Source organism: Allobosea sp. LjRoot9 (assembly GCF_964252745.1).
In the GTDB taxonomy this organism is placed as follows: Bacteria; Pseudomonadota; Alphaproteobacteria; order Rhizobiales; family Beijerinckiaceae; genus Allobosea.
This window is the reverse complement of sequence record NZ_CAXUPC020000005.1, coordinates 150,138-174,936: the sequence shown is the minus strand read 5'-3', so window position 1 is coordinate 174,936 and position 24,799 is coordinate 150,138. Positions and strand designations below refer to the sequence as shown.

The following is a 24,799-nucleotide window of genomic DNA, read 5'->3' as shown; positions in this document are numbered from 1 at the left end:
TGGACGAAGTCTACTGTTGCGGTGCGCTCGCCCCACCCTCTTGCGACGCGAGGCTTGAGGCGCCGCCGCAGAGATTCAAACCGAAACCATTTCGGGGTCGGTGGCGGCCAGGAATCCACCCGATTGCCGCGACCAGAGCCGGCCATAGAGCCCGCCCCGCGCCACCAGCTCGGCATGGCTGCCGGAATCGACGATCCGGCCCTGATCGAGCACGATCAGACGATCGAGCGCGGCGATGGTGGAGAGCCGGTGCGCGATCGCGATCACCGTCTTGCCCTGCATCAGGCTGGTCAATTGCTCCTGGATCGTCGCCTCGACCTCCGAATCGAGCGCCGAGGTCGCCTCGTCCAGGATCAGGATCGGCGCATCCTTGAGCAGCACGCGGGCGATAGCGATGCGCTGGCGCTGCCCGCCCGAGAGCTTGACGCCGCGCTCGCCGACGCGCGATTCGAAGCCCTGGCGGCCGTCCTGATCGCTGAGGCCCTGCACGAAGTCATGGGCCGAGGCGCGCTCGGCCGCAGCAGTGATCTCGGCTTCCGTCGCGCCGATGCGGCCATAGGCGATGTTGTCGCCGATCGAGCGATGCAGCAACGAATTGTCCTGCGTCACCATGCCGATCTGCGCGCGCAGACTGTCCTGGGTCACCAGCGCGATATCCTGGCCGTCGATCAGGACGCGCCCGCCAGCGACCGGATAGAGCCTGAGCAGCAGGTTCACCAGCGTCGATTTCCCGGCACCGGAAGGACCCACGAGACCGATGCGTTCGCCCGGCTTGATATCGAGCGTCAGATCTTCGAAGAGCCCGGCCTGACGGCCATAATTGAAGCGCACATGATCGAAGCGGATACCGCCCTTGTCGACGACGAGCGGCACGGCGTCGGGCGCGTCGGTCAGGTCGTGGGGTTTGGCGATCGTTTCCATGCTTTCCTGCACGGAGCCGATATTCTCGAAGACGCCGCGCACGAGATGGATCAGCCAGCCCGACATCTGCACCAGCCGCAGCACGAGGCCGATCGCAGCGGCAACCGCGCCCGGCGTCATCTCGCCATGGCTCCAGAGCCAGAGGCTCAGACCGGCCGTCACCACGACGAGCAAGCTGTTCATCGTCTGCAGGATGACGCTGACGCCGGTGATAAGGCGCGAGAGATGCAGGAAGGAGGCGTTCCAGCGCGTCAGCGAATCGCGCACCGATGAGCGCTCGGCATCGGCGCGCGCGAACAGCTTGACGGTGAGGATATTGGTGTAGGCATCGACGATGCGCCCCGTCGTCGAGGAGCGGCCAAGCGAATTGGCCTCCGAACGCTTCTTCGCGCGCGGCACGAAATAGATCAGCAGCGCAACATAGGCCCCGAGCCAGGCGACCACCGGCAAGGCGAGCCAGAGGCTGGTCTTGCCGAAGAAGCCGAGCGCCACCGTGACGAAGATCAGCGCGTACCAGAGATCGTCGATGACCTCGATCGTCGCGCCGCGGATCGACTGCCCGGCCTGGATGACGCGCGCCGAGAGGCGCCCGGCGAAATCGTTCTGGAAATAGGAGAGCGCGTGACCAAGCGTATAGACATGGTTGCGCCAGCGAATCTGGTTGGTGATCTGCGGCACCACGACCTGGTCGACGAGGGCGTGATTGGCGAAATAGACGATTGGCCGGACGATGACGAGCAGGAAGGCCGCGCCGGCCAGAAGCCAGCCATGGTCGCTCCAGATCGTCTGCGGCGACTGCGTTGCCAGGAGATCGACGAACCAGCCGACCATCAGATACATCAGCGCCTCGATGCCGCTGAAGGCGAGCCCCGTCAGCATGATCAGGGCCATCCAGCCCTTCACGCCCTTGATGTGGTGCCACATGAAGGGCCACACGCCGCGCGGCGGCGTCTCGCGCTCGTCGAAAGGCGCGAACACATCGATGCGGGTTTCGAGATAGCGGAACAGAGCGGCAAACATAATCGTCTGATTAATCCCGTATATCTTTGAAATTAAGGCATAAACTATTCTGAAAAAACACTCGCCCCGACCATCCCGGGATGAGACGGTCGATTATGGGCTGAAACGAACGGCCAATCACGTCAGGAGCCGTCACTCGACGCCCACGCGCCACGATTCGCAATGTGTTGTTCGGCGAGAGCAGGATGTGAAAAACCGGTACCCGCTTTTTCACATCCTGCTCTCGCAGCAATACAACTCCGCCGCGACGCCGCAGGCGCGGCCGGACCGTTGCCGAGTGCTGGCAGCGCCCACCTCGATCCGCGGGAATGAACTCTCGACATGCACGGCCATCAGCCATGCCCGCCGCCAATGCACGCCGGTTTAGGACGAAAAACACGCCGTCATCCCGGGCGCCCGAAGGGAACCTGGGATGACGGCGTGTTTTCGGCAGAAAGCGATAAAAAAAGCCCGCTCTATTGCGGCGCCTGCCCGGGCTCGGGCACGTCATACCCCCCGGACGCGTAGGCACTGAGCCTGTTGCGCAGGGTTCTTATCGATATGCAGAGCATGTTGGCCGCATGCGTGCGGTTACCGCCGGTTTCCCTCAGCGTGGCCAGAATAAGCTCACGTTCAACATCGGCAACCGGACGCCCGACGAGATGGTCCGTGGCATTCGGATCGGAGTTGAAATCGTGCATCGCATCGTCCTTCGAGAGCCCCCAGCTCCAACTCAGGAAGGCCGGATGAGGCCGAGAAAACGGTTAATGCTTAGTTAAACCAAGGGGTGCACGGCCCTGGGCCGGGCTTTGCGCCTGGGGCCCGGGGGCCACGCCAAGCGCATCTCCTTTGCGAATCGCCCTGCGCCCGCTTGACGCTCATCGGATGGCCAGCCCATGACGGCGGCCATGTTGCGTCTCGCCCTCTATCAGCCCGACATCCCGCAGAACGCCGGCACGATGATCCGGCTTTGCGCCTGCCTCGGCGTTACGGTCGACATCGTCGAGCCCGCAGCCTTCGACGTCTCCGATCGGCATTTCCGGCGCTCGGGCATGGATTATCTCGAACGAGCCGCGATCGCGCGCCATGATTCCTTCGCCGCCTTCGACGCCTGGCGGCGCGGGGCCGGCCACCGCCTGATCCTGGCCGAGACCGACGGCGTGACCACGCACACCGCCTTCGCCTTCCAGCCGGACGACATCGTCATGGTTGGGCGGGAATCCGCCGGCGTCCTGCCGGAGGTCTATGCGGCGGCCGAGGCGAGCGTGCATGTGCCAATGCGCTCCGGCTTGCGCTCGCTCAACGTCGCGGTTGCGGCCGCCATTGTTCTGGGCGAAGCCTTGCGCCAGGTCGGCGGGTATCCCGAGGTGCTTGAAGGGCGTGGGGAACCCTCTCCCACCAATCTCGGACTTGCCCGAGATTGGCCGCTAAAGTGACCCAAGTCGGAAACATCCGACTTGGGGTGAAGAGGGTTCCCCGCGCCTCTTTGATGAAATCCTGCGACGACGGTGACGAGCATGACTGAATACGAGGCTGAAACCCTGGCGGAATCGATCGCGCTGGCAGAGGCGATGAAGCCGCGCGCAGCCGCCTGGTTCGCCAGCCTGCGCGACCGCATCTGCACCGCCTTCGAGGCGATCGAGGACGAGGCCACCGGGCCTTTCCCACCCGAGAGCTCGCCCCCGGGACGCTTCGTGCGTACTCCCTGGCAGCGCAAGAACCATGACGGCGCCGAGGGCGGTGGCGGCGTCATGTCGGTGATGCAGGGCAGGGTCTTCGAGAAGGTCGGCGTCCATGTCTCGACCGTCTATGGCACCTTCCAGCCTGAATTCGCCGGCCAGATCCCGGGCGCCTCCGAGGATCCGCGCTTCCATGCGACGGGCATCTCGCTGATCGCCCACCCCTGGAATCCGCATGCGCCGACCGTGCACATGAACACGCGCTTCGTGGTGACGACGAAACCCTGGTTCGGCGGCGGCGCGGACCTCACCCCGGTCCTGGTCCGGCGGCGCTCGCAGGAAGACCCGGATGCGATCGCCTTCCATGCCGCGATGCGCGACCCTTGCGAGCGCTTCGCGCCCATCGCTGACTATCCTCGCTTCAAGCAATGGTGCGATGAGTATTTCTTCCTGAAGCATCGCAACGAGCCGCGCGGCATCGGCGGCATCTTCTACGACTATGTCTGGTCGGGCGAACCGGAGGGCGATTTCGCCTTCACGCAAGCGGTCGGCGAAGCCTTCCTCGGCGCCTATCCCGCCATCCTGCGCGCCAACATGGCCACGCCCTGGACGGAGGAGGACCGCCACGAGCAGCAGGTCCGGCGCGGCCGCTATGTCGAGTTCAACCTGCTCTATGACCGCGGCACGATCTTCGGGCTGAAGACCGGCGGCAATGTCGATTCGATCCTCTCCTCACTGCCGCCGACGGTCCGGTGGCCGTGAGCTGAGCGGCGCCGGCGCGCCGCAGTACGGTCGCGCAAAAGATCAAGGCGCTATCGGCTGCTCTGCGACGACCCGGTTTGACCGTTGGAATGGCCATCGTCGGTCCGCTATTGCGACCATGACCGCGATGCTCAAGGCAACGAAAACAAGCTCGACAGCGATCGAGGGAAGAGACTTTGCCCCGAAAAAATGATGGGCGGCGAAAAGCGCCTCATCCGCGGCAACCGAAACGACTGCGCCGAATGCAAAGATAGGCAGTGATCTGCGCCCCAGCCGGCAGAGAATGCTCCGTGGATCCGCCTGATGCAGCAACCTTATCAAGAGCGCCCTCGGGCAGGAAATGAACAGATAGACCAGCGACAGAGCGTGCAGCAGCCGCAACGGCGACTGATAGGTCTTGCTTCCGCCCAACCAGAAATGATCGTTGCGCGTTGCGAACCAATCGCTTGCAGCGGGCCAACGAGGCATGATCAGCGTGACGAAAACCACATATCCGAGCACATAGGCAAACGCTAAACCCTTGAGAAGGCGCGATTGCGGCACGCGGACGCCCTGCTTGATCGCGGCCCCGAGCGCAATTCCGCATGTAAAGATCAATGTCCAGGGCAGGATCGTCAGCGCAAACGGCTCCCCGGTCAGACTGTTGCGCGAGACCAGATCGAACTGCCCGGCCATAGCCCAGATAAGGACCGCTGGAGGAAGCGCATACCACCACATCCTGGACGACAGCCATATCAAAGCCGGGCACAACAACATAAAATACATATAGAGCTTCAATACGACGGAATAACCGACACTCTGCTGAAAACTAAACATAAACCACAGAGAACGATTTAAACCATTCGATTGAATGGCATCAACAAGATCTTGATCAAGAATATCGAGATCGCCCGTCAAATAATCGATCACCATAATCACAATCAACGTCAATAAAACGACGGCGGCATTGACGACATATAGTTTTATCGCACGACCCCAAAGACCACGCGTCATAACTTCGATTTGGAACGTTCCGTAAAACAGATAAGTAGATACCCCCGAAATCAGCACAAAGATTTCGGCAGCATCAGATAGTCCAATTTTTGAGAATGATATTTCTTTACTGAATCCAAGAGTGATGTGGTTAATGAAAATATTCAGAAGGCACAGCCCTCGAACCGCATCAATGGAATGAATCCGACCTGTCATTAACCTGCAGCCATCCTAGCAAAGCGACACACGCGTCGCTTACCGGAGGTTGTAGAATAATCTATGAAGTCGCAAACCCGCGTCAGATAAAACCTGGCGTTGCAGGCACCTAAACGGCCATTGCTTCAATTCATGATTGCGGATTGGTAAAATCGATGGCCGTCGCGGCATCATCGAGCATCTCGACAGCAGCCTTGACGAAAGCCGCCTGCTCCACCTGCCCGGCGGGACAGCCTGCATCGATCCAGGCGCTCCGCGCCGCCTCCAGAACGCGCCCGACCTTCGGCCCGGCCGGGACGCCACGCGCCAGCGCATCGCGGCCGCTCGGCAGGAAAGGCGGCGTCCGGCCGAGATCGGCGGTCAGCGCCCGCGCTTCGATCTGCCGTGGCTCGCGAGCGCGAGCCGTGAGAAGGACGAGCCCCGCGGCCACCGCATCCGCCCCGATCCGCTGCGCCAGATGACGCAAGGCTGCGATCGTCGGCAAAGCGATATGTCCCGACAGCGCCTCCAGCGCAGCCGCGAGGCGCTCGATCCTGTCGAACTCCTCATTCGAGAGGCGCAACCGCTCGCGCAACCGGAGTGCATCCTCGCCGACAGCGACAGCCAGAGCCGCGAGCCGTAAGGCGGGGTAGAGCTGCGCCTCCCTTCCCGTCCCCGCATCCCCACCCGCAGTCGCCGCAAAACGCGACAGATAGGGCACGCCGCCGATGAGCGGCAGCAGCAGCCCCGCTCCGGCCATCGCTGTGACGGCGTCAACCGCGCCGGGCGCGGCCAGCAGCTTCAACAACTCAGCCCGCACGCGCTCCCGCGACAGGCCCTGCAGCCCGGCGCGCCCGGAGATGCAGGCCGCGAGCCCCAACGGATCGGGGCTCGCATGTCCATAGCGGGCATGAAACCGGAAGAAGCGCAGGATGCGCAGATAATCCTCGCGGATGCGCTCGGCCGGATCACCGATGAAACGGATGCGCCGCGCCGCGAGATCGGCCAGCCCCTCGCCGTAGTCGTGAAGTCCGCCATGCCGATCAAGGCCCAACGCGTTGATGGTGAAATCGCGCCGCAGCGCGTCCTCGGTGAAGTCGCGCCCGAAGGCGACCTTGGCGCGACGTCCATCGGTCTCGACATCGCGCCTGAGCGTCGTCACCTCGAAGCTCGCCCCGTCGCGAACGAGCGTCACCGTACCATGCTCGATGCCGGTCGGAACCGCCTTATATCCCGCCGCTCGCCCAAGCCGGATCGTCTCTTGCGGCAGCGCCGTGGTGGCGAGATCGACATCGCCGACAGGCTCATCGAGCAGGAGGTTCCTGACGGCCCCGCCGATGACGCGGGTCTCCTCGCCCTTCAGGTTCAGCGCCACGAGCACAGCGGCAACGGCGGGGCGCGCCAGGAAGGCCGCGATCCGCGTTGTCGCCGCATCGTTCATTTGAACCGTCCCGGCACGAGCTGGCCGTTTTCCATATGCGGCGGCTCATAGGCGCCCCGGTTGCGCGGCGCGATCCATCCGGCGACGAAGAAGAAGGCGATACCCAGAACAAGTCCCACGACAGAGAGCCGGAACAGATGCGGGCTCCAATGCTCGACATCGAGCGGATTGCGCCGCCTGATCACGAGATAAGCCGCAAAGGCACAGAAAGGCAGGACGAAGAGCAGGAACTCCTCGATCAGCGAACGCAGCATCGGCGTTTCTTCCCAGTCAGGTCAGCCGGCGAGCCGTTCGTAAAGGTTGCGGATCATGCCAGCGGTTGCACCCCAGATATAGTGATCCCCGAACGGCATCGCATAGTAGGTGCGATAGCGACCTTCCCACAGGCGTCCCTCGCGATGGTGATTGGCAGGGTCGAGCAGAAAGGCGAGCGGCGTCTCGAAGGCTTCATCGACCTCATACCGGTTGATCGTCAGTGAGAATGGCGGTTCGATCAGCGCGACCACCGGCACGATGCGATAGCCGGTGCCGGTCAGATAAGCGTCGAGAAAACCGAGCGTCCGCACCTGCTGGCGCGGCAGGCCGATCTCCTCTTCCGCCTCGCGCAGCGCCGTGACCACCGGCGAGCCATCGACCGCATCGACCCGCCCGCCGGGAAAGGCGATTTGCGCGGAATGGCTGCGCAACGCCGCCGCGCGCTGTGTCAGCAGCACGGTCGGCCCTTCCGGGCGAGCCACGATACCGATCAGCACCGCCGCATGTATCGCGGTCGCCTCGTCGGGCATGGCAAACGGCTCGGACTGCATGTCTTCGGGCTGCATGTCATGGTCGCCGCGCAGGCGGCTGATCAGGTCGCCAAGCGCAGGCGGCTCATGGCGCAGCCGTTCGCGCGCCAGCGCCGCGAACGCATCCGCTGTCAGGTTCAACGCCGTCATTCCGCCTCGCCGTCCTCGATCTCACTGGCCGGCACGGCCGGGTAGAACGCACCGCCCGCAGCCACGCCGAACATCGGCATGCCGTCGACCTCACGCACCTCGCCGAGCGCGAGCAGGTCATAAGTTACGGCCCGCGTCACCCGCGCCCAGAGATCGCGCCTGACGTGGATATAGGGTTTGAGCCCGCCCTTGACCGCACGCTCAAAGCGAATCGCATGGCCGGGCCCCGCGCTCACGACATCGTCAACTTGCGTCCGGAAGGCCAGCGAGCGGCCCTCTCCCTCGCCGGCCACCGCCATCTCGACGGCCTGGAAAGGCGCGTCCTCGACCGTGATCCCGACCTTCTCGACCGGGGTCACAAGAACGTAATCGCCATCATCCCTGCGCAGAACGGAGGAGAAAAGCTTGACCAGGGCCGGCCTCCCAATCGGCGTTCCCAGATAGAACCAGGTGCCATCGGCGGCGATGCGCATGTCGATATCGCCGCAGAAAGGTGGATTCCAGCGCTCGACCGGCGGCAGCCCCCGGCCCTTGCCATCGCGCAGCGAGGTCAGCAGCCGGTCCATCGCGGAAACAGATTCTGTCATCGAAAACCCCGGCTGCGCCGTATGCGGCATATTGGTTGCATCGCGTTCTTTGCCTTGAACTCCACATAATCGTGAAGCGGAGTTTATGTGCACCGCGCCATCGGGCCCCTTGAGCCGGCATGGCGACCCGTCCACACTCAACGGCTCAAGGCCTTGTGGGTTCGGGACGGGCCGGAAGCGAAGACGCCGGGACCAGAAGACGCAAGCTGCGACGACAAGGGTGAAGGAGATCGACATGGTGGCGCAAGTCCGTGCGGCGGAGAGCAACCCGCCAATCAATCTCGACACCGGCATCGTGGAGGCTGCCGAGGCCGCGCTCAGTGCCATCGGCGCAGCGCGCAAGGAAATCGGCCAGGTCATCTTCGGCCAGCAGAAGGTGGTCGATCTTTCGCTCATCACCCTGCTCGCCGGCGGCCACGGCCTGCTCGTCGGCGTGCCCGGCCTCGCCAAGACCAAGCTGGTCGAGGCGATGGGCACGGTGCTCGGCCTGAACGCCCGCCGCGTCCAGTTCACGCCGGACCTGATGCCCTCCGACATCCTCGGCTCCGAAGTGCTCGACGAGAGCCCGGAGGGCAAGCGCCATTTCCGCTTCATCAAGGGTCCGGTCTTCGCGCAATTGCTGATGGCCGACGAGATCAACCGCGCCAGCCCCCGTACCCAGTCGGCGCTGCTGCAGGCGATGCAGGAGCACCATGTCACCATCGGCGGCGAGCGTTACGACCTGCCGGCTCCTTTCCATGTGCTCGCAACCCAGAACCCGATCGAGCAGGAGGGCACCTATCCCCTGCCTGAGGCCCAGCTCGACCGCTTCCTGCTCGAGATCGACGTCGCCTATCCCGACCGCGAGGCGGAGCGCCGCATCCTGCTCGAAACCACCGGCGCCACCGAGCACAAGCCGGTCCAGGCGATGACAGCCGAGACGCTGATGTCGACGCAGCGGCTGGTGCGCCGCCTGCCGGTCGGCGAGACCGTGGTCGATGCGATCCTCGACCTCGTGCGCTCGGCCAGGCCCGAGGGCGGCGACGCCGCCATCACCGACAAGCTCGCCTGGGGCCCAGGGCCTCGCGCCAGCCAGTCGCTGACGCTGGCCTGCCGCGCCAGGGCGCTGGTCGAGGGCCGCCTCGCCCCATCGGTCGACGATGTCGCGGCGCTGGCCATTCCCGTTCTGAAGCATCGCATCGCGCTCACTTTCGCCGCGCGGGCCGATGGCGAGACCGTCGAGGGCATCATCGCCAAGCTTGTGGAACGGTTAGGATAGGAGGCGACACGACAATGCTGCGCATGCGCGTTCTCGGGACCTCCGAACGCCAACCGGCCCGGCCGGTTCTCACCGCCTCGCTCGATCTCGCCGCGCGTCTGCCCCGGCTGATCCTGGAGGCGCGACGGGTCTCGGCCAGCGTGCACGGCATCCATGGGCGCAGGCGCGCCGGCCCCGGCGAGACCTTCTGGCAATATCGCCCGCTGGTCACCGGCGAATCCGCCTCGCGCATCGACTGGCGCCGCTCGGCTCGTGACGGCCATCTCTTCGTACGCGAGCGCGAATGGGAAGCCTCGCATGCGATCTGGCTCTGGATCGATCGCTCGGCCTCGATGGGTTTTGCCTCCTCTCTCGCCCTGGCCTCGAAGGTCGACCGTGCGCTCATCGCCGGCTTCGCCCTGGCGGAGACGCTGGTCGAGGGCGGCGAGCGCGTCGGCCATCTCGGCCTGACCCGTGCCCTCGCCTCGCGCCGCATCGTCGAGACATTGGCGCAAGCGATCCTCGTCGACGCCAAGGGCACCGAGGCCGACCTGCCGCCGGACGCGCCGCTGCCGCGCCTGGCCGACGCGATCATCATCACCGATGGCCTGTCCCCCGCCGCCTCGCTGGCCAAGCGCATCACGACGATGGCGTCATCAGGCGCGCGCGGCCATGTCCTGCTGATCGCCGACCCGATCGAGGAGACCTTCCCCTTCACCGGCCAGGCGGAACTCTTCGACCTCGAGGACGGTTTGTCGCTCAGGGTCGGCGATGCCGGCTCCTGGGGCGAGGAATACCGGCAGCGGCTGGAAGCGCATCGCGACGCGATCAAGGAAGCTTGCCGCAAGGTGGGCTGGACACTGACGCTGCACCGCACCGACCGGCCGGCGAGCGAAGGCGTGCTGCGCATCGCCAGCCTGATCGCCGCGTCGCGCGGCCCCGGACGCTAGGGAGGAGAGACCCATGCTCGCTTCCCTGCCGATCGCCTTCTCCGCCCCGCTGGCGCTCGCCGCTCTGGCCTTGCTGCCGGCGCTGTGGCTGATCCTGCGCGTGACGCCGCCGCGCCCGAGACGCATCGACTTTCCGCCGCTCAAGATCATGGCGGACCTCATCGCCAAGCGGGAAATGCCGGCCCATACGCCTTGGTGGCTGCTGGCCTTGCGCATGGCTGTCGCCGCGCTCGCGATCCTGGCCGTCGCCGGCCCGGTCTGGAATCCGCCGCGCGAGGCCGGCCCGATGCGCGGCCCGATGCTGCTGCTGATCGACAACGGTTTCGGCGCTGCGACCGACTGGCCTGAGCGGCAGGCGATCTCCGAATCCCGCCTCGCCGCCGCCACCCGCGAAGGCCGCCCCGTCGCCATCGTCGGCCTTGCCGAGGCGCCCGGTGAAATCACCCTGTCGGAGCCCCGCGCCGCGCTCGACCGGTTGCGCGCTTTGGCGCTGCAGCCGCACGCGCCCGACCGCTCCGCCCATCTCCAGCGTATCGAAGCCTTCCTGCGCAGCGCGCCGGAGGCCGAGACCGTCTGGGTCAGCGACGGCCTTTCGATCGCCGATGACGGCCCCTTCCTCGCTCGGCTGAAGCAGGAAGCCGATGCCCGCCGGCTCTCGATCCATGCCGCCCCCCCCGGCCAGCTCGCGCTGACATCGCCCGAGAACCTCGCTGGCGCGCTTGCCGTGAAGGTGCTGCGCCCCACCAGCGCCGCCACGGCCACGGGCCATGTCCGCGCGCTCGATCTCAAGGGGCTCCCGCTCGGCGATGCGTCCTTCATCTTCAACGGCTCGGACCTGCAGACCTCGGCGCGCCTGACCTTGCCGATCGAGGTCCGCAACGCCGTGTCCCGGCTCGAGATCGTCGGCGAGCGCAGCGCGGCGGCCGTGGCGCTGCTCGACGACCGCGCCAAGCGCCGGCGTGTCGGCATCGTCTCCGGCACCACCACCGACACGGCCCAGCCGCTGCTGTCGCCGACTTATTACGTCTCGCGCGCGCTCTCGCCTTTCGCCGAGATCCGCGAACCGCGCCCGGGCTCGACCGACCCGATCGGCGAATTGCTGGCGCAAAACCTCTCCGTGCTGGTGCTCGCCGATATCGGCGCACTGGACGGCGACACAGTCGGCAAGATCAACAGCTTCATCCAGCGCGGCGGCGTGCTGCTGCGCTTTGCCGGAGCGCGGCTGGCGGCGGCCGCCGATGACCTCACGCCGGTGCGCCTGCGCCGCGGCGGCCGCACGCTCGGCGGTGGTCTCTCCTGGGAGACCCCGCGCAAGCTCGCCCCCTTCACCCGCGAGAGCCCCTTCTTCGGCATCGCCATCAATGACGATGTCCGCGTCTCCAGACAGATCCTGGCCGAGCCCGAAGCCGACCTCGCCAGGAAGACCTGGGCTGCGCTGGAGGACGGCACGCCGGTCGTCACCGGCGAACGCCGTGGCGACGGCATGATCGCGATGATGCATGTCACCGCCGACACGACATGGTCGAACCTGCCGCTCTCGGGACTGTTCGTCGACATGCTGCGCAAGGTCGTCGGCCTTGCCGGAACCGGGCCGAGCGAAGCTCAAGGAGAGGATGCGCGCGTGGACACGCTGTCGCCGACCCGTGTGCTCGATGGCCACGGCGCCTTCCGCAGTCCACCCGCGACCGCCCAGCCGGTGGCCCGGACCTTCGCCGGACGGGCGACCTTGGCACATCCGCCAGGCATCTACGGCCCCGCCGACGGCTCGCTTGCAGTGAACGCTCTGAACCCGGCCGACAGCCTGAGGGCGATCGATCTGGCGGCGCTCGGCGCGCCGATCCTGCCGGTCGACAAGCCGGTCGCGTTCGACATCCGCCCGCAATTGCTGGTGCTGGCGCTGCTGTGCCTGATCGCCGACACGCTGGCGACGCTCTGGCTCGGCGGCCGGCTGAACATTGCTCGTCGCGCCGGCCGCGCCGCGCCAGCCGCGATTCTGCTGGCGCTCGTTCTCATCGGCGCCGCAACGCCCGAGATGGCGCGCGCTCAAGCCGTGCCGGCAGCCCCGGCGGATGACCGCCCGCCGATTCCGCGCGAGCTTTTCGCAGCCGGCGCCGTGACCCGACTGGCTTATGTCGTCACCGGCGACAAGACCGTCGACGACATGTCCAAGGCCGGTCTTGCCGGCCTCAACATCGTGCTCGGCGCGCGCACCGCGCTCGAACCTGGCGAGGCCGTCGGCGTCAATGCCGACCGCGACGAACTCGCTTTCTTCCCGGTGCTGTACTGGCCGATCGTGGCCGGCCGCCCGATCCCCGCGCCCGAGACCCTGCGCAAGCTCGAAGCCTATATGAAGGGCGGCGGGCTCGTGATCTTCGACACCCGCGACGCGATGAGCGCGCGGCCCGGCGGCGGCACCACGCCCGAGGGCGAACAATTGCGCCGCATGCTGCAGACGCTCGACATCCCCGAGCTCGAGCCGCTGCCGCGCGACCATGTCCTGACCAAGACCTTCTACATCCTCGACGGCTTCGTCGGCCGCTACGACGCCGGCACGACCTGGGTCGAGATCCTGCCGCCCGCAGGCGAGGACGGCCGCCGCCCGGCACGGGCCGGCGACAATGTCTCGCCGATCGTCATCACCTCGAACGACCTCGCCTCCGCCTGGGCCGTCGGCCGGCGCGGCGAGGCGTTGGTGCCGCTATCGGGCTCCGATCCGCGCCAGCGCGAGATGGCGCTCAGGGCCGGCGTCAACCTCGTGATGTATGCGCTCACCGGCAACTACAAGGCCGACCAGGTCCATGTCCCGGCCCTGCTCGAGCGTCTGGGACAATAGGTCATGTGGAGCCTCTCCTTCGCCCCGCTGGTGCCGCTGCCGCTGCTGATAGGCCTGAGCCTGCTGGCTGCGCTTGCGGCTGGCGCAGCGATCGTGCTGGCGGGGCGTAGCGCCATCCTGCGCGCATTTGCGCTCGTCGTGCTGACGCTGACGCTGGCCGACCCATCGCTCGTCTTCGAGGATCGCGAGCCGGTCAAGGACGTCGTCTCGGTGGTGGTCGACCGCTCCGGCTCGAACCGGCTGGCCGACCGCGCGGCGCAGACGCAGGCCGCCCAGGCCGAGGTCGAGCGCCAGCTGCGCGGCCTGAACAATGTCGAATCCCGCATCGTCGAGGTTCGCGATGCGCAAGGTTCGGGCGACGGCACCCGCCTGTTCGAAGCGCTGGCCGCAAGCCTCGCCGACGTACCCTCCGAGCGCGTCGCCGGCGCGATCATGATCACCGACGGCCTCGCCCACGACGCCCCGGCCAATGCCGAGGCGCTCGGCCTGCGCGCACCGCTGCATGTGCTGACCACGGGGCGCAACGCCGAGATCGACCGCCGTATCGTGCTGGTCGATTCCCCGCGCTTCGGCATCGTCGGCAAGGACCAGAATGTCCGCCTGCGCGTCGTCGAGAGAGGCGGACCGGGCCGGGCCGGGCTGACCATCCGCCGCGACGGCGAGATCATCGCGCGCCGCGAGGTCACCGCCGGCGAGATCGTGCAGGTGCCGATCCGGATCGATCGCGGCGGCCCCAACGTCGTCGAGATCGAAGCCGACCCGCTCGATAACGAGCTCACCCTCGCCAACAACCGCGCCGTGATCACCATCGAAGGCGTGCGCGACAAGCTGCGCGTGCTCCTGGTCTCGGGCGAGCCGCATCCGGGCGAGCGCACCTGGCGCAACCTGCTCAAGGCCGATGCCAATATCGACCTCGTGCATTTCACCATCCTGCGCCCGCCGGAGAAGCAGGACGGCACGCCGATCAACGAGCTTTCGCTGATCGCCTTCCCGACGCGCGAGCTATTCCAGGTCAAGATCAAGGAATTCGACCTGATCATCTTCGACCGCTACGCTAACCAGTCGATCCTGCCGCTGATCTATTTCGACAACATCGTCCGCTATGTCCGCGAGGGCGGGGCTTTGCTGATCGCGGCGGGGCCGGAATATGCCGGCTCGCAAAGCCTGTCGCGCACGCCGCTCGGCCAGATTCTGCCCGCCGTGCCCGACGGCTCCGTGATCGACGAGGCCTATCGCGCCCGCGTCAGCGAACCCGGCAAGCGCCATCCTGTCACCCGTGAGCTGCCGGGTTCGGAGGTCGAGCCGCCGCGCTGGGGCGAATGGCTGCGCATGGTCGGCGCCCGCGCCCGCACCGGTTCGGCCGTGATGACCGGCCCCGGCGAGCGGCCTTTACTGATGCTGGCGCGCGAGCAGAAAGGCCGCGTCGCGCTGTTCCTCTCCGACCATGCCTGGCTCTGGGCGCGCGGCTTTCGCGATGGCGGCCCCTATCTCGATCTGCTGCGCCGGCTCAGCCATTGGCTGATGAAGGAACCCGAGCTGGAAGAGGAAGCGCTGCGCGCCTCGGCCCGCGGCGGCATCATCGAGGTCGAGCGCCAGACGCTGGGCGACACGCCCTCCCCCGTGACCATCACCGGGCCGGACGGGCAATCGCGCTCCGTGCCGCTCGAGGCCGGCCGGCCCGGCCTCTTCACCGCGCGCATCCCGACCAGCGAGTTCGGCCTGCACCGCGTCGCGGCCGACAACCTCACCGCCTTCGCCAGCGTCGGCCCCGAGAATCCGCGCGAATTGATGGAGGTGGTCAGCAACCCCGCCCAGCTTCAGGCCTTGGCCGAGGCCAGCGGCGGCTCCTCACGGCGGATCGGCCAGGAGATCGGCTCGAATGTGTCGATTCCGCGCATCGTGCCGGTACGGTCCGGATCGCAATTCGCCGGATCGGACTGGATCGGCCTGCGCATCAGCGATTCCGGCATCGTGCGCGGCGTCCAGGTCTCGCCGCTCTTCATCGGCCTGATCGGTCTGGCACTGCTGTTCGGCGCGCTCGTCGCCGGTTGGCTGGGCGAAAGCGGCAGACGGTTCAACCGGAAGCCCGACGCAGCGTAGCCCTGTCATTCCGGGGCGGCCCAAAGGGCCGAACCCGGAACCCACGACCGGGCGAGCCTTTTCGACGGCGAATCTCCAAGGCCTCACCCGATCATGGGTTTCGGGTTCTCGGCTTCGCCGAGCCCCGGAATGACACGCCCCTCAACGATACGGCATGACAGCGCCCTTGCGCTGCGCCAGCACGCCCTCGACCAGCTCCAGCGCAAGGAACCGCGCCGGGTCTGCCGGCCCCGGCAGGACGAGCTGGCCCGGCGGGATCGGCCTGAAGCCGAAGCGGGCATAATAAGGCGCATCCCCCACCAGCATGATCAAATCGTACCCTGCGGCCCGAGCCGCCTCGATCGAGCGGTTCATCAGGGCCGCCCCGATGCCGCGTCCCTCAAAAGCGGGATCGACCGTCAGTGGCCCTAGCATCAGCGCGGTGTTGCCGCCCGCAGACACCGGCGTCACCCTGATCGAGCCGACCAGAAACGTGCCGACATGAGCGGCGAAGGTCAGGTTTGCATCGGGTGGCACGCCTTCGCGCAGGCGGAAGGCCGTGCGCGCGAAACGCCCCGGCCCGAAGGCGCGCTCGTGCAAGCGCTCGATCGCGGCGGCATCAGCGGGAAGTTCATGGCGAATGGTCAAAGGCAAGGAAGTCATGACGGGCAAACCTGCGGGCGGGCAGAAACCTGCGGATAGGCAGAAACTTGCGGATAGGACGGTGAGGACATGGCCGCGCATCGGCGGCATGCCTCGAGGGCGCGCTCAGCGCGCCGGTCGTCGCAGGGTGGAAAGGCGTTGCCCGTTCGTCATGGCGGCGGGCTGTAGCAGAGTGGCGCGCAGGCGTCCATCACGCTGCCCAAGATAAGCGCGGCCTTACCAGACCGCCGGGGCTCTTGCGCCAGCTGCGATCTCATCCAGCCGCCGCCGCGTGCCGGCCGTCGTTCCCTCCGGTAGCGCATCGAGCGGAAAGAAGCCGGCTTCAGCGATCTCGCGGTCGGGCCGCTTGACACCATCGACCGCAAACTCCCGGACCACATAGACCGCGACATGATCGCGCCGCGAGAGAGGCCGGTTGAACAGGACGCCATGGAGCACGACCGGCCCGGTGACGCGAATCGAGGCCTCCTCGCGCAGCTCCTTAGCCAGCGCCTCCTCGAGCGTCTCGCCGACCTCGACGCCCCCGCCCGGCAGGTGCCAGCCGGGGGTGTAGGTATGGCGGACCAGGAAGACGCGGCCCTCGCCGTCTAGCACGGCCGCCCGCACGCCCAGCGTCATGCCGCGCACAAGACGGAAATACAGATGCGCGACCCGGAACAGCGCGCGTTGCGCGCGATTCGGACCGGAATCCGGCTTCAAAGCAGCGCGTGGGTCGCCATCCACGGTCATGGACTCGTCAAATCCAAACGAAATCCTAATTGTCTATGCAAATAACGCATGGCAGAGGCCCGATTCCGGTTCCGTTACGTCACAAACGCGCCGCAAATGAGGTAGAGAAGACGGCATCACCGCTGGGGATTTTCGTCATGCTACTCTCTTTCATCATCGCTCGTCTGCGCGCCAAGCCGGCCTATGTCTGGAAGCCCGCCGTCACCCTGACCGATTCGTTCATCGTCTCCGAACTGACCGGCACCGCCAACTGAGCCGACCAGCGCGAGGCTTGCGTCGCTATCGACGCATCTTTCGCGCTTGACGGCTGGCGGGCGGCAAGGGCAAGCGCTTAGGCTGTGTTCAAGCTCGCGCATCTGTCCGACCCGCATCTCGGCCCTCTCGCCGGTTTTTCGCTGCACCAGCTCCTGGGCAAGCGCGCGACAGGCTATGTCAATTGGCGGCGCAAACGGCGCCATGCCCATGACATGAACGTCCTGGCGTTGATCGTCGCCGATATCCGCGCGCAAGCGCCCGACCATGTCGCCTGCACCGGCGATGTCGCCCATATCGGCCTGCCCAACGAATTCAAGACGGCTGTCACTTTCCTCGACACGCTCGGCCCGCGCGATGCCGTCAGCTTCGTGCCGGGCAATCACGACGCCTATGCCCCCTCATCCCTGAAGCCGCTCGCCAGCCATCTCGGCCCGTGGTGCGCCGATGATGTCGGCGTGGCCGGCTATCCCTGGTATCGGCGGCGCGGCCCGGTCGCGCTGATCGGCCTCAACAGCGGCATTCCGACCCTGCCGCTGATGGCGACAGGCCGCCTCGGCCAGGCGCAGATAGCCAAGGCCGAGGTCCTGCTGAACCACGCCCGTAATGAGGGGCTGATCCGCGTCGTTCTGATCCACCACCCGCCCTATGTCGGCGGCGCGCGGCGCTCGCGCGAACTCGTCGATGCCGAGGCTTTCGAGGCGATGCTGGCGCGCAGCGGCGCCGATCTGATCCTGCATGGCCACAACCACACATTCTCGCTGGCCTGGCGGCCGGGGCTGGGCCGCGACGTGCCCATCGTCGGCGTGCCCTCGGCCTCGATCGGTCCGCTCGGCCATGGCGAGATGGCGACCTGGCATCTGTTCAAGATCGAGGGCGACGCAAGCGCACCCCAGATCAGCGTCGAGCAGCGCGGCTTCGAGCCAGACGGCACGGTGATGCTGCGCCAGGAGATCGCGCTGCACGCCAAGCCGGTGTGAGCGTTGTCATCCCGCACGCGCTGCGGCATGCAATGCCGCCGCGCAGATACGGGACCGTGCGACGAGAACGCATTTTTTCCTGATGACGGTCCCGTATCTGCGTAGCGGCACTTCGCGCCGCGACGCGCACGGGATGATGCGCTGCATCAGACGCAGCGCCCGCCACCAACGTCCGTGAGCACCGGAAGCGCAGAACGTCGCGTCAGGCGGCCGCGATGGCGGATTAGCAGGCCCTCTCAGATGCAGCGCCCGCCATCCACGGCCAGAACCGTACCCGTCACCATCTCGGCATCGTCCGAGCAGAGATAGAGCGCCGCATTGGCCATGTCCTGCGGCGTCGAGAGCCGGCCCCAGGGAATCGTCGCCTTGAACTGCGCGCGCTTCTCCGGCGTGTCCTCACCCATGAAGGTCGCCAGCAACGGCGTCTCACCGGCGACGGGCGCGATCGCGTTGACGCGGATGCGGTCGGGCGCAAGCTCCACCGCCATCGATTTCGAGAGCAGGTTCACCGCCCCCTTGGAGCCGTTGTACCAGGTCAAGCCCGGGCGCGGCCGAATGCCGGCGGTCGAGCCGATGTTCAGGATGACGCCGCCGCCATGCTCGCGGAAATGCGGCACGGTCGCGCGCGCCATGAGGTAGATTGACTTCACATTCACCGCGAAGACGCGATCGAACTCCTCCTCGGAGACATCCAGCATCGGCTGGTTGCGATGGCTGATGCCGGCATTGTTGATGACGATGTCGAGCCGCCCGAACTTCGCCAACACGCGCTCCACCGCCTTGTCGACGCTCTTGCCCTTGCCGACATCGCAGCCGACGGCGAAGGCCTTGCGCCCGATCGCCTTGGCCGCCTCCTTGGCCTTGTCGGCATTGATGTCGAGCACAGCCACTCGCGCGCCCTCGCGCACGAAGGTCTCGGCAATGCCGAGCCCGAACCCCTGTGCCGCGCCGGTGATCAGCGCCGTCTTGCCCTTCAATCTCATCGTGCTTCCTCAGCTTTTCCCAGGGTCCGTTTTTCTCGGGGTCCGCGACATTGGTGAGATTTGCCGCCGGCAACAAATGCGTTTTCGCGATTGGGCGGAGACGGAAATTGTATGGCGGCGTCGCAGCCTCATTTTCGGGCGAAGCACCCGGGCCCGGCCTATGGCCGGCCCAAAGATAAACTCCGTGCGGATCCGAGAATCTCCGGCAGGAGACGCTCGGGACAAGCCCGAGCATGACGCCTGGGTCTCACGCCCCCAGCTCTTCCTGCAGCATCTCCAGCGCCAGCCAGCGTTCTTCCGCCTGCCCGATCTCGCGTGTCACCTCTTCCAGCCGCGTCGTCGCCTTGGCGAACAGTTTGGGGTCGCGCGTATAGAGATCGCCCGAGAGTGCCTGGCTGAGCTTGGCGGCTTCCGCTTGCAGAACCTCGATGCGCTTGGGCAAGGTCTCCAGCGCATGCTTCTCGTTGAAGGAAAGCTTGCGCTTCGAGACCGGCGCAGGAGCGGCCGCCACCGTGGATTTGTCCTCGGCAGGCGCCGATTTCCCGGGGACCACCCTCACCTTCGCGCCGACGCCGCGCCCGCGCTGCGCCAGCATGTCGGAATAGCCGCCGGCGAATTCCGTCCAGATGCCGTCGCCATCCGAGATCAGCGTCGCCGAGACGACGCGGTCGATGAAGTCGCGGTCATGGCTGACCAGCAGGACCGTGCCTTGATAGTCGGCCAAAAGCTCCTGCAGCAGGTCGAGCGTCTCGAGGTCGAGATCGTTGGTCGGCTCGTCCAGCACCAGGAGGTTGGAAGGCTTTGCCAGCGCCCGCGCCAGCATCAATCGACCGCGCTCGCCGCCCGACAGCGCTCCCACCGGCGTGCGCCGCTGCAGCGGCTGGAACAGGAAGTCCTTCATATAAGCGATGACATGGCGCGGCGTGTCGCCGACCATGACCTGGTCGGAGCCGCCGCCGGTCAGCGCATCGCCGAGCGGCGTTGCAGGGTCGAGACTTTCGCGGCGCTGGTCGAGTGTGACCATGTTCAAGGAGACGCCGAGCTTGACCTTGCCGGAATCGGGCGCGAGCGCGCCGGTCAGCAGGTTGATCAGCGTGGTCTTGCCGGCGCCATTGGGGCCGACGATACCGATCCGGTCGCCACGCGCCACCCGCAGCGACAGCGACTTCACCACCGCGTTGTCGCCAAAGGATTTAGCGACGTCGATCGCCTCGATCACGAGCTTGCCGGAGGTCTGCGCCTCGCTCGCCTCGAGCCGGACATTGCCGACGACATTGCGGGCCGTGCGGCGCTGCTCGCGCAGGCCATGCAGTTCGCCAAGGCGACGCTGGTTGCGGGTGCGGCGCGCGCTGACGCCGTAACGCAGCCAGTCTTCCTCGCGGGCGATCTTGCGGTCGAGCTTGTGGCGGTCGAGTTCTTCCTGGGCGAGCACCTCGTCGCGCCAGGCCTCGAACTCGCCAAAACCCTTGTCCATGCGCCGCGTCAGGCCGCGATCGAGCCAGATCGTGGCCCGCGACAGCGAGGTCAGGAAGCGCCTGTCATGGCTGATCAGGACCATCGCCGAGCGCAAGGATTTCAGCTCCTGCTCCAGCCATTCGATCACGGGCAGGTCGAGATGGTTGGTCGGCTCGTCGAGCAGCAGGATGTCGGGCTCCGGTGCGAGCACACGCGCCAGCGCCGCGCGGCGCGACTCGCCCCCCGACATCGTGGCGGGGTCCTCCTGCCCGGTCAGGCCGAGCTCATCGATCAGATATTGCGCGCGATAGGCGTCGTCGCCCGGTCCGAGGCCGGCCTCGACATAAGCGAGCGAGGTCTTGTAGCCGGTAAAATCCGGCTCCTGGGGCAGATAGCGGACCGTGCAGCCCGGCTGCACGAAACGGTCGGCACTGTCGGCCTCGACGAGCCCCGCCACGATCTTCAGCAAGGTCGACTTGCCCGAGCCGTTGCGGCCGACCAGGCAAACGCGCTCGCCGGCGGAAACGGCAATCTCCGCCGCCTCGAGAAGCGGCTGTCCGCCGAAGGTGAGCGCGACGTCGCGCAGATGGAGCAAGGGGGCCATGGGGTGTCCGTGAGGGGAATGCAGGCGGGATAGACCGGCGCGGCGGCTCTGTCACGCGCCGTGCTGCGATGAGTTCGATCTTGGTGCGGCGCACAACCGCTATTATCGTGAGCGCAGGAGCCCCTTTCGAACGAGCATCCACCCGGAGCGCCCCTTGGCCAAACCGAAGCGACTGCGAGATGAACGCCCGGCCCGCATGGGCGATAATGGCGGCCCACCGCTCGATGAGCTGCCGCCACACGAGCCGGAATGGGGCAAGGGCGAGATCAACCGCTATTTCGAATGGCGCACGGCCCATCGCCGGGCCTGGCGCAAGCCCCCGGCGATCGCGCTGCGCCGCGAGGAGCGCGCCGAGGCCCTGGGCCTGACCTATGAGGAATATACGCTCGAACTGCTGGAGCGCGGCCGCCATCCCCAGCCGGAGGATGTTGCCGGCATCAAGGCCAAGCGCGCCGAGAGACGCCGCTCCGGAGGCGTCGTCGGCCAGTCGCTGAAGGGGATGCGCTTGAAATAGAGCATTTTCGAGCGAAGTGGACACCGGTTCGCGTGAAGAAAATGCGACAAAACAAGGAGCTGGAGTCTTTCCGCGATTCGAAGAAACCCGGAAAGACTCCAGAGCATCGGCTCTGAAAACTGGGAACCGGTTTTTCGCAGGAGCAATGCTCTAAGCTTTTAGGCGCCGAGCTTTCGCCGCATGAAGCGCGTCGCCGGCTTCTCGAAGGCACGGTGGACCAGGAGCGCCGCAGCCACAGCGCCCGCAAGAGCCAGGATGATGAAGAGCAGCGGCGATCCGAGAGCCAGGCGCTGGAACAGCTCACGCAGGCCCCGAATGACGAAGGGGTGCACCAGATAAAGCGCATAGGAAGCGTCGCCGACCAGTGCCAGCCAGCGAACCGGTGCTGAGGGCGCCTCCCGCCGCCTGCCGCATGCCGCCGCCAGCACGAGCAGGACGGCCGCCGAGCCTCGCCATGCAAGCGCCGCCCAGGGCGCATCGCTGCCCGGCACCTGGGCCGCGACCAGGAGCAGCGCCACGCCAAGCGCCGCGACCGCGACGCGCGAGGCGAGCCCTAGTCGCAATCCGCGTCGCCATAGCAGGGCGATCCCCATCCCGGCCACGAATTCGAGCACGATCGGCTGGCCCCAGAAGCGCAGCGGCACGGCAAGCGGCCCGGCCAGGTTCTCGCCCGCGACCAGGCCCGCCAGGGCCAAGGTGATGACCGGCAGCGTCCAGGCGCGCGGCAGCAGCAGCCCCAGGGCGAGGAGCGTGTAGAACAGCATCTCGTAGTTCAGCGTCCAGCCCAGCGAATAGACCGGCTGGACGAGCCCTATCGTCGAAACCGTGGGCCAGAACAGATAGGAGCCGGCGATCTGCGCCAGATCCGGCGCGCCCGAATTCAATGCGCCCGGCAGGACCAGTCCGACGAGCAGGAACAGCGTCGTCGCGGCCCAGTAGAGCGGCACGATGCGCGCGAGCCGGCGCTGCAGGAAGAGCCTCGCACCATCCGCTCGGCCGAAGAGGTCGGCGGAGGCATGCACCATGATGAAACCGGAGACGACGAAGAAGATGTCGACGCCCGCCATCCAGGGCAGCAGCAGCGAAGGTGAGAAGCTTGCCCCGCTCCGCGCGGCCAGCGCCATGGCGTCATACTGGACATGGTGCACGGCGACCATGAAGGCCGCAGCCGCGCGCAGGGCCTGGATGCCGTAAAGCTGGAACAAACCGGAAAGAGCCTCAGACGCGCGAAACCGACGCGCTCACGCAAACCATAGCCGCGCAGGGTCGTCCAGCCCGAACCGCGCCGGCGCAGCCGCAATGGCGGCTAGCCCCTGCTCGGCGGCATCATGTGTCGTGATCACATGCAAAGCGAAACGCTTCGCCAGATCCTCCATCGGAGGCTTGCCATGGAACACGGCCTGGATCGTCGTAGGATCGGCCAGCGGCAGGAGCCGCGGCACGATGCCGCCCGCGACATAGACGCCCCCCGTCGCCTTGAAGGCGAGCGCAAGATCGCCTGCGACCCGCGCCAGCAATCGCCAGAAGCAGATCACCGCCATCAGCGCTGCGGGGTCGCCGTCAAGCGCCAGCGTCGTCACATCGGCGGCGCTGACATCGGCCTCCAGCATGCCCGATTGCTTCGCCACCGCGCGGTGGAAACGCACCAGGCCGTCGCCGCTGAGCAGCCCTTCGACCGTGACGCGCGGCAACTCGGCGGCAAGCGCCGGCCAGATCTTGTGCTCGGTCGGGTCTTCCGGGCCGATGCCGATATGACCGGCCTCGGTCGGCACCAGGACACCGCGCTCGCCCCGCATCAGGAGCGCGGCAGCGCCAAAGCCGGTTCCGGGCCCTAGCACGAGGCGAAGCCCTTCAGGCTCCAGCTGGCCCGAAACCAGCGTCGTCAAATCCGCCTCGCGCAACGCGGAGAGCGAAGCCGCCAGCGCCTCGAAATCATTGACCAGCAGGCCTTGTTCGAGCCCAAGAGCCTTGGCGAGCCGCGGTCCGTCGAAATGCCAATTGGCATTGGTGAGCTGCGCCTCGCGCCCGTCCAGAGGACCCGCGACGGCAAGGATGGCGCTGCGCGGCCGCTGCGTGAGCGTCGACAGCACGGCCTCCAGCGCCGCCTCCGGCGTCGGGTGGCCGCCGGTGCTGATCCGCGCCAAGGGCTCATGCGGCGCCCCGGCCCGAGATACGAGCGAAAGCCGGCAATTCGTGCCGCCGATATCGGCGACCAGAACCGGATGGGCGAAAGGCGAGGTCACGCCGGCTTCCTGAAATCGGAGAACCAGCCAAGCCCTTCGAGCGTGCCGGCCGCCGGTCGGTACTCGCAGCCGACGAAGCCCTCATAGCCGAGCCCGTCCAGTTCATCGAAGAGGCGCGGATAGTCCGGTCCGGAGGCGTCTGGCTCGTGGCGGCCATTGGCGCGCGCGATCTGGACATGGCCAATGAGCGGGTAGAGCGCCTTCAGCTTGCCCGAAACGTCGCCATGGATCAGCGCGCAATGATACATGTCGAACTGCAGCCTGACATTCTGGCGGCCGGATTCCCGGACGTAAGCTGCCGCCTGGTCGAAATCGTTGAGGAAATAGCCCGGCATATCCTTGCCGTTGATCGGCTCCAGCAGCAGGTCGATGTCGTGCTCGGCCAGCCTGTCGGCGGCATAGGCGAGCGATGCGCGATAGGCTTTCTGCGCGGCGGGATCCTGCGGGTCGGCATGGCCCGCCATCATGTGCAGGCGCTTGACGCCGGTCTCATGCACATAGGCCAGGGCGGTCTCGATCCCTGCCTTGAACTCGTCCTCGCGGCCGGGGATCGCCGCCATGCCGCGTTCTCCCTTGGCCCAATCGCCCGGCGGCAGGTTGAACAGCGCCTGCTCGACTCCGGCGCCAGCGAGCGCCAGGCCGACCTTCTCGGGCGCGTGCTCATAGGGGAATAGGAACTCCACCGCCTCGAAACCGGCATCGGACGCCGCCTTGAAGCGGTCAAGGAAGTCCCACTCGGTGAACATCATCGAGAGATTGGCGGCAAAGCGCGGCATGTCGGCCTCA

The 24,799-nt window shown here is 66.6% G+C and carries 21 protein-coding genes and 1 pseudogene; 8 read left to right on the top strand and 14 right to left on the bottom strand.

Features of this window, described 5'->3' with window-relative positions; all coding sequences use genetic code 11:
* Nucleotides 1-75: 75 nt before the first annotated feature.
* Nucleotides 76-1,941: an ABC transporter ATP-binding protein gene (locus tag ACSQ3P_RS20550; protein ID WP_436167342.1), complete on the bottom strand. Its 1,866-nt coding sequence runs from the start codon at nt 1,939-1,941 to the stop codon at nt 76-78.
* A gap of 455 nt (nt 1,942-2,396) precedes the next feature.
* Nucleotides 2,397-2,591: pseudogene (locus ACSQ3P_RS20545) on the bottom strand (helix-turn-helix domain-containing protein); the annotation flags it as partial.
* Nucleotides 2,592-2,828: 237 nt separating this feature from the next.
* Between ACSQ3P_RS20545 and ACSQ3P_RS20540 the strand changes: the two are divergent.
* Nucleotides 2,829-3,356: a tRNA (cytidine(34)-2'-O)-methyltransferase gene (locus ACSQ3P_RS20540; protein WP_436167517.1), complete on the top strand. Its 528-nt coding sequence runs from the start codon at nt 2,829-2,831 to the stop codon at nt 3,354-3,356.
* Between the two features lie 135 nt (nt 3,357-3,491).
* Nucleotides 3,492-4,361: an oxygen-dependent coproporphyrinogen oxidase gene (gene hemF, locus ACSQ3P_RS20535; protein WP_436167516.1), complete on the top strand. Its 870-nt coding sequence runs from the start codon at nt 3,492-3,494 to the stop codon at nt 4,359-4,361.
* A gap of 42 nt (nt 4,362-4,403) precedes the next feature.
* Here hemF and opgC read toward each other — a convergent pair whose 3' ends face one another.
* The 5 genes from opgC to ACSQ3P_RS20510 all read right to left on the bottom strand — a co-directional run bounded on the left by opgC (nt 4,404) and on the right by ACSQ3P_RS20510 (nt 8,491).
* Complete coding sequence (gene opgC, locus ACSQ3P_RS20530; RefSeq protein WP_436167341.1) at nt 4,404-5,549, bottom strand: OpgC domain-containing protein; 1,146 nt, start codon at nt 5,547-5,549, stop codon at nt 4,404-4,406.
* Nucleotides 5,550-5,679: 130 nt separating this feature from the next.
* Complete coding sequence (locus ACSQ3P_RS20525; RefSeq protein WP_436167340.1) at nt 5,680-6,969, bottom strand: CCA tRNA nucleotidyltransferase; 1,290 nt, start codon at nt 6,967-6,969, stop codon at nt 5,680-5,682.
* The gene (locus ACSQ3P_RS20520) at nt 6,966-7,223 is read right to left on the bottom strand and encodes a DUF6111 family protein (RefSeq protein WP_436167339.1); all 258 of its coding nucleotides are present in this window, start codon (nt 7,221-7,223) and stop codon (nt 6,966-6,968) included. The genes ACSQ3P_RS20525 and ACSQ3P_RS20520 overlap by 4 nt, the downstream gene beginning before the upstream one ends.
* 21 nt (nt 7,224-7,244) lie before the next feature.
* Nucleotides 7,245-7,904, bottom strand: coding sequence for a CoA pyrophosphatase (locus ACSQ3P_RS20515; protein ID WP_436167338.1), 660 nt, complete (start codon nt 7,902-7,904; stop codon nt 7,245-7,247).
* A complete protein-coding gene (locus ACSQ3P_RS20510) occupies nt 7,901-8,491 on the bottom strand; it encodes a DUF1285 domain-containing protein (protein WP_436167337.1) in 591 nt (196 codons plus the stop codon). Before ACSQ3P_RS20510 ends, ACSQ3P_RS20515 begins: the two co-directional genes overlap by 4 nt.
* 235 nt (nt 8,492-8,726) lie before the next feature.
* Between ACSQ3P_RS20510 and ACSQ3P_RS20505 the strand changes: the two genes are divergently transcribed.
* Genes ACSQ3P_RS20505 through ACSQ3P_RS20490 form a run of 4 tightly spaced genes read left to right on the top strand, consistent with a single transcriptional unit; the run spans nt 8,727 to nt 15,611 of the window.
* Nucleotides 8,727-9,749, top strand: coding sequence for an AAA family ATPase (locus ACSQ3P_RS20505; protein WP_436167336.1), 1,023 nt, complete (start codon nt 8,727-8,729; stop codon nt 9,747-9,749).
* Nucleotides 9,750-9,763: 14 nt separating this feature from the next.
* Complete coding sequence (locus ACSQ3P_RS20500) at nt 9,764-10,678, top strand: DUF58 domain-containing protein (RefSeq protein WP_436167335.1); 915 nt, start codon at nt 9,764-9,766, stop codon at nt 10,676-10,678.
* A 13-nt stretch (nt 10,679-10,691) separates the two neighbouring features.
* Nucleotides 10,692-13,511 carry a DUF4159 domain-containing protein gene (locus ACSQ3P_RS20495; RefSeq protein ID WP_436167334.1) on the top strand — a complete coding sequence of 940 codons (2,820 nt, stop codon included), beginning with the start codon at nt 10,692-10,694 and terminating at the stop codon, nt 13,509-13,511.
* A 3-nt stretch (nt 13,512-13,514) separates the two neighbouring features.
* Nucleotides 13,515-15,611 (top strand): hypothetical protein, encoded by a 2,097-nt coding sequence (locus tag ACSQ3P_RS20490; RefSeq protein ID WP_436167333.1) that lies wholly within the window; start codon nt 13,515-13,517, stop codon nt 15,609-15,611.
* A 141-nt stretch (nt 15,612-15,752) separates the two neighbouring features.
* Here ACSQ3P_RS20490 and ACSQ3P_RS20485 read toward each other — a convergent pair whose 3' ends face one another.
* Together ACSQ3P_RS20485 and ACSQ3P_RS20480 are read right to left on the bottom strand one after the other, a co-directional pair.
* Entirely contained in the window at nt 15,753-16,253 is a 501-nt protein-coding gene (locus ACSQ3P_RS20485) for a GNAT family N-acetyltransferase (RefSeq protein ID WP_436167332.1), read from the bottom strand.
* Between the two features lie 216 nt (nt 16,254-16,469).
* Nucleotides 16,470-16,982, bottom strand: a complete 513-nt coding sequence (locus ACSQ3P_RS20480; protein ID WP_436167331.1) for an NUDIX domain-containing protein — start codon at nt 16,980-16,982, stop codon at nt 16,470-16,472.
* A 338-nt stretch (nt 16,983-17,320) separates the two neighbouring features.
* Here ACSQ3P_RS20480 and ACSQ3P_RS20475 point away from each other — a divergent pair, with 338 nt between their 5' ends.
* Nucleotides 17,321-18,214, top strand: a complete 894-nt coding sequence (locus ACSQ3P_RS20475) for a metallophosphoesterase family protein (protein ID WP_436167330.1) — start codon at nt 17,321-17,323, stop codon at nt 18,212-18,214.
* Between the two features lie 236 nt (nt 18,215-18,450).
* Here ACSQ3P_RS20475 and ACSQ3P_RS20470 read toward each other — a convergent pair whose 3' ends face one another.
* Nucleotides 18,451-19,197: an SDR family oxidoreductase gene (locus ACSQ3P_RS20470; protein ID WP_103716634.1), complete on the bottom strand. Its 747-nt coding sequence runs from the start codon at nt 19,195-19,197 to the stop codon at nt 18,451-18,453.
* A 247-nt stretch (nt 19,198-19,444) separates the two neighbouring features.
* Nucleotides 19,445-21,256, bottom strand: coding sequence for an ABC-F family ATP-binding cassette domain-containing protein (locus ACSQ3P_RS20465; protein WP_436167329.1), 1,812 nt, complete (start codon nt 21,254-21,256; stop codon nt 19,445-19,447).
* A gap of 154 nt (nt 21,257-21,410) precedes the next feature.
* Between ACSQ3P_RS20465 and ACSQ3P_RS20460 the strand changes: the two genes are divergently transcribed.
* Nucleotides 21,411-21,770: a hypothetical protein gene (locus ACSQ3P_RS20460; RefSeq protein ID WP_436167328.1), complete on the top strand. Its 360-nt coding sequence runs from the start codon at nt 21,411-21,413 to the stop codon at nt 21,768-21,770.
* Nucleotides 21,771-21,928: 158 nt separating this feature from the next.
* Here ACSQ3P_RS20460 and ACSQ3P_RS20455 read toward each other — a convergent pair whose 3' ends face one another.
* From ACSQ3P_RS20455 to otnI, 3 genes are read right to left on the bottom strand one after another with little or no spacing between them, the layout of a single operon-like run.
* Nucleotides 21,929-22,975: an acyltransferase family protein gene (locus ACSQ3P_RS20455; protein WP_436167327.1), complete on the bottom strand. Its 1,047-nt coding sequence runs from the start codon at nt 22,973-22,975 to the stop codon at nt 21,929-21,931.
* Nucleotides 22,976-23,011: 36 nt separating this feature from the next.
* Entirely contained in the window at nt 23,012-24,013 is a 1,002-nt protein-coding gene (locus ACSQ3P_RS20450; protein WP_436167326.1) for a glucokinase, read from the bottom strand.
* The gene (gene otnI, locus ACSQ3P_RS20445; protein WP_436167325.1) at nt 24,010-24,789 is read right to left on the bottom strand and encodes a 2-oxo-tetronate isomerase; all 780 of its coding nucleotides are present in this window, start codon (nt 24,787-24,789) and stop codon (nt 24,010-24,012) included. Before otnI ends, ACSQ3P_RS20450 begins: the two co-directional genes overlap by 4 nt.
* Nucleotides 24,790-24,799 lie beyond the last annotated feature (10 nt).

What these genes read in the sequence shown, in the direction of transcription:
- ACSQ3P_RS20550 (WP_436167342.1), bottom strand. Translation starts at nt 1,941, where the DNA reads ATGTTTGCCGCTCTGTTCCGCTATCTCGAAACCCGCATCGATGTGTTC.
- ACSQ3P_RS20540 (WP_436167517.1), top strand. Translation starts at nt 2,829, where the DNA reads ATGTTGCGTCTCGCCCTCTATCAGCCCGACATCCCGCAGAACGCCGGC.
- hemF (WP_436167516.1), top strand. Translation starts at nt 3,492, where the DNA reads ATGAAGCCGCGCGCAGCCGCCTGGTTCGCCAGCCTGCGCGACCGCATC.
- opgC (WP_436167341.1), bottom strand. Translation starts at nt 5,549, where the DNA reads ATGACAGGTCGGATTCATTCCATTGATGCGGTTCGAGGGCTGTGCCTT.
- ACSQ3P_RS20525 (WP_436167340.1), bottom strand. Translation starts at nt 6,969, where the DNA reads ATGAACGATGCGGCGACAACGCGGATCGCGGCCTTCCTGGCGCGCCCC.
- ACSQ3P_RS20520 (WP_436167339.1), bottom strand. Translation starts at nt 7,223, where the DNA reads ATGCTGCGTTCGCTGATCGAGGAGTTCCTGCTCTTCGTCCTGCCTTTC.
- ACSQ3P_RS20515 (WP_436167338.1), bottom strand. Translation starts at nt 7,904, where the DNA reads ATGACGGCGTTGAACCTGACAGCGGATGCGTTCGCGGCGCTGGCGCGC.
- ACSQ3P_RS20510 (WP_436167337.1), bottom strand. Translation starts at nt 8,491, where the DNA reads ATGACAGAATCTGTTTCCGCGATGGACCGGCTGCTGACCTCGCTGCGC.
- ACSQ3P_RS20505 (WP_436167336.1), top strand. Translation starts at nt 8,727, where the DNA reads ATGGTGGCGCAAGTCCGTGCGGCGGAGAGCAACCCGCCAATCAATCTC.
- ACSQ3P_RS20500 (WP_436167335.1), top strand. Translation starts at nt 9,764, where the DNA reads ATGCTGCGCATGCGCGTTCTCGGGACCTCCGAACGCCAACCGGCCCGG.
- ACSQ3P_RS20495 (WP_436167334.1), top strand. Translation starts at nt 10,692, where the DNA reads ATGCTCGCTTCCCTGCCGATCGCCTTCTCCGCCCCGCTGGCGCTCGCC.
- ACSQ3P_RS20490 (WP_436167333.1), top strand. Translation starts at nt 13,515, where the DNA reads ATGTGGAGCCTCTCCTTCGCCCCGCTGGTGCCGCTGCCGCTGCTGATA.
- ACSQ3P_RS20485 (WP_436167332.1), bottom strand. Translation starts at nt 16,253, where the DNA reads ATGACTTCCTTGCCTTTGACCATTCGCCATGAACTTCCCGCTGATGCC.
- ACSQ3P_RS20480 (WP_436167331.1), bottom strand. Translation starts at nt 16,982, where the DNA reads ATGACCGTGGATGGCGACCCACGCGCTGCTTTGAAGCCGGATTCCGGT.
- ACSQ3P_RS20470 (WP_103716634.1), bottom strand. Translation starts at nt 19,197, where the DNA reads ATGAGATTGAAGGGCAAGACGGCGCTGATCACCGGCGCGGCACAGGGG.
- ACSQ3P_RS20465 (WP_436167329.1), bottom strand. Translation starts at nt 21,256, where the DNA reads ATGGCCCCCTTGCTCCATCTGCGCGACGTCGCGCTCACCTTCGGCGGA.
- otnI (WP_436167325.1), bottom strand. Translation starts at nt 24,789, where the DNA reads ATGCCGCGCTTTGCCGCCAATCTCTCGATGATGTTCACCGAGTGGGAC.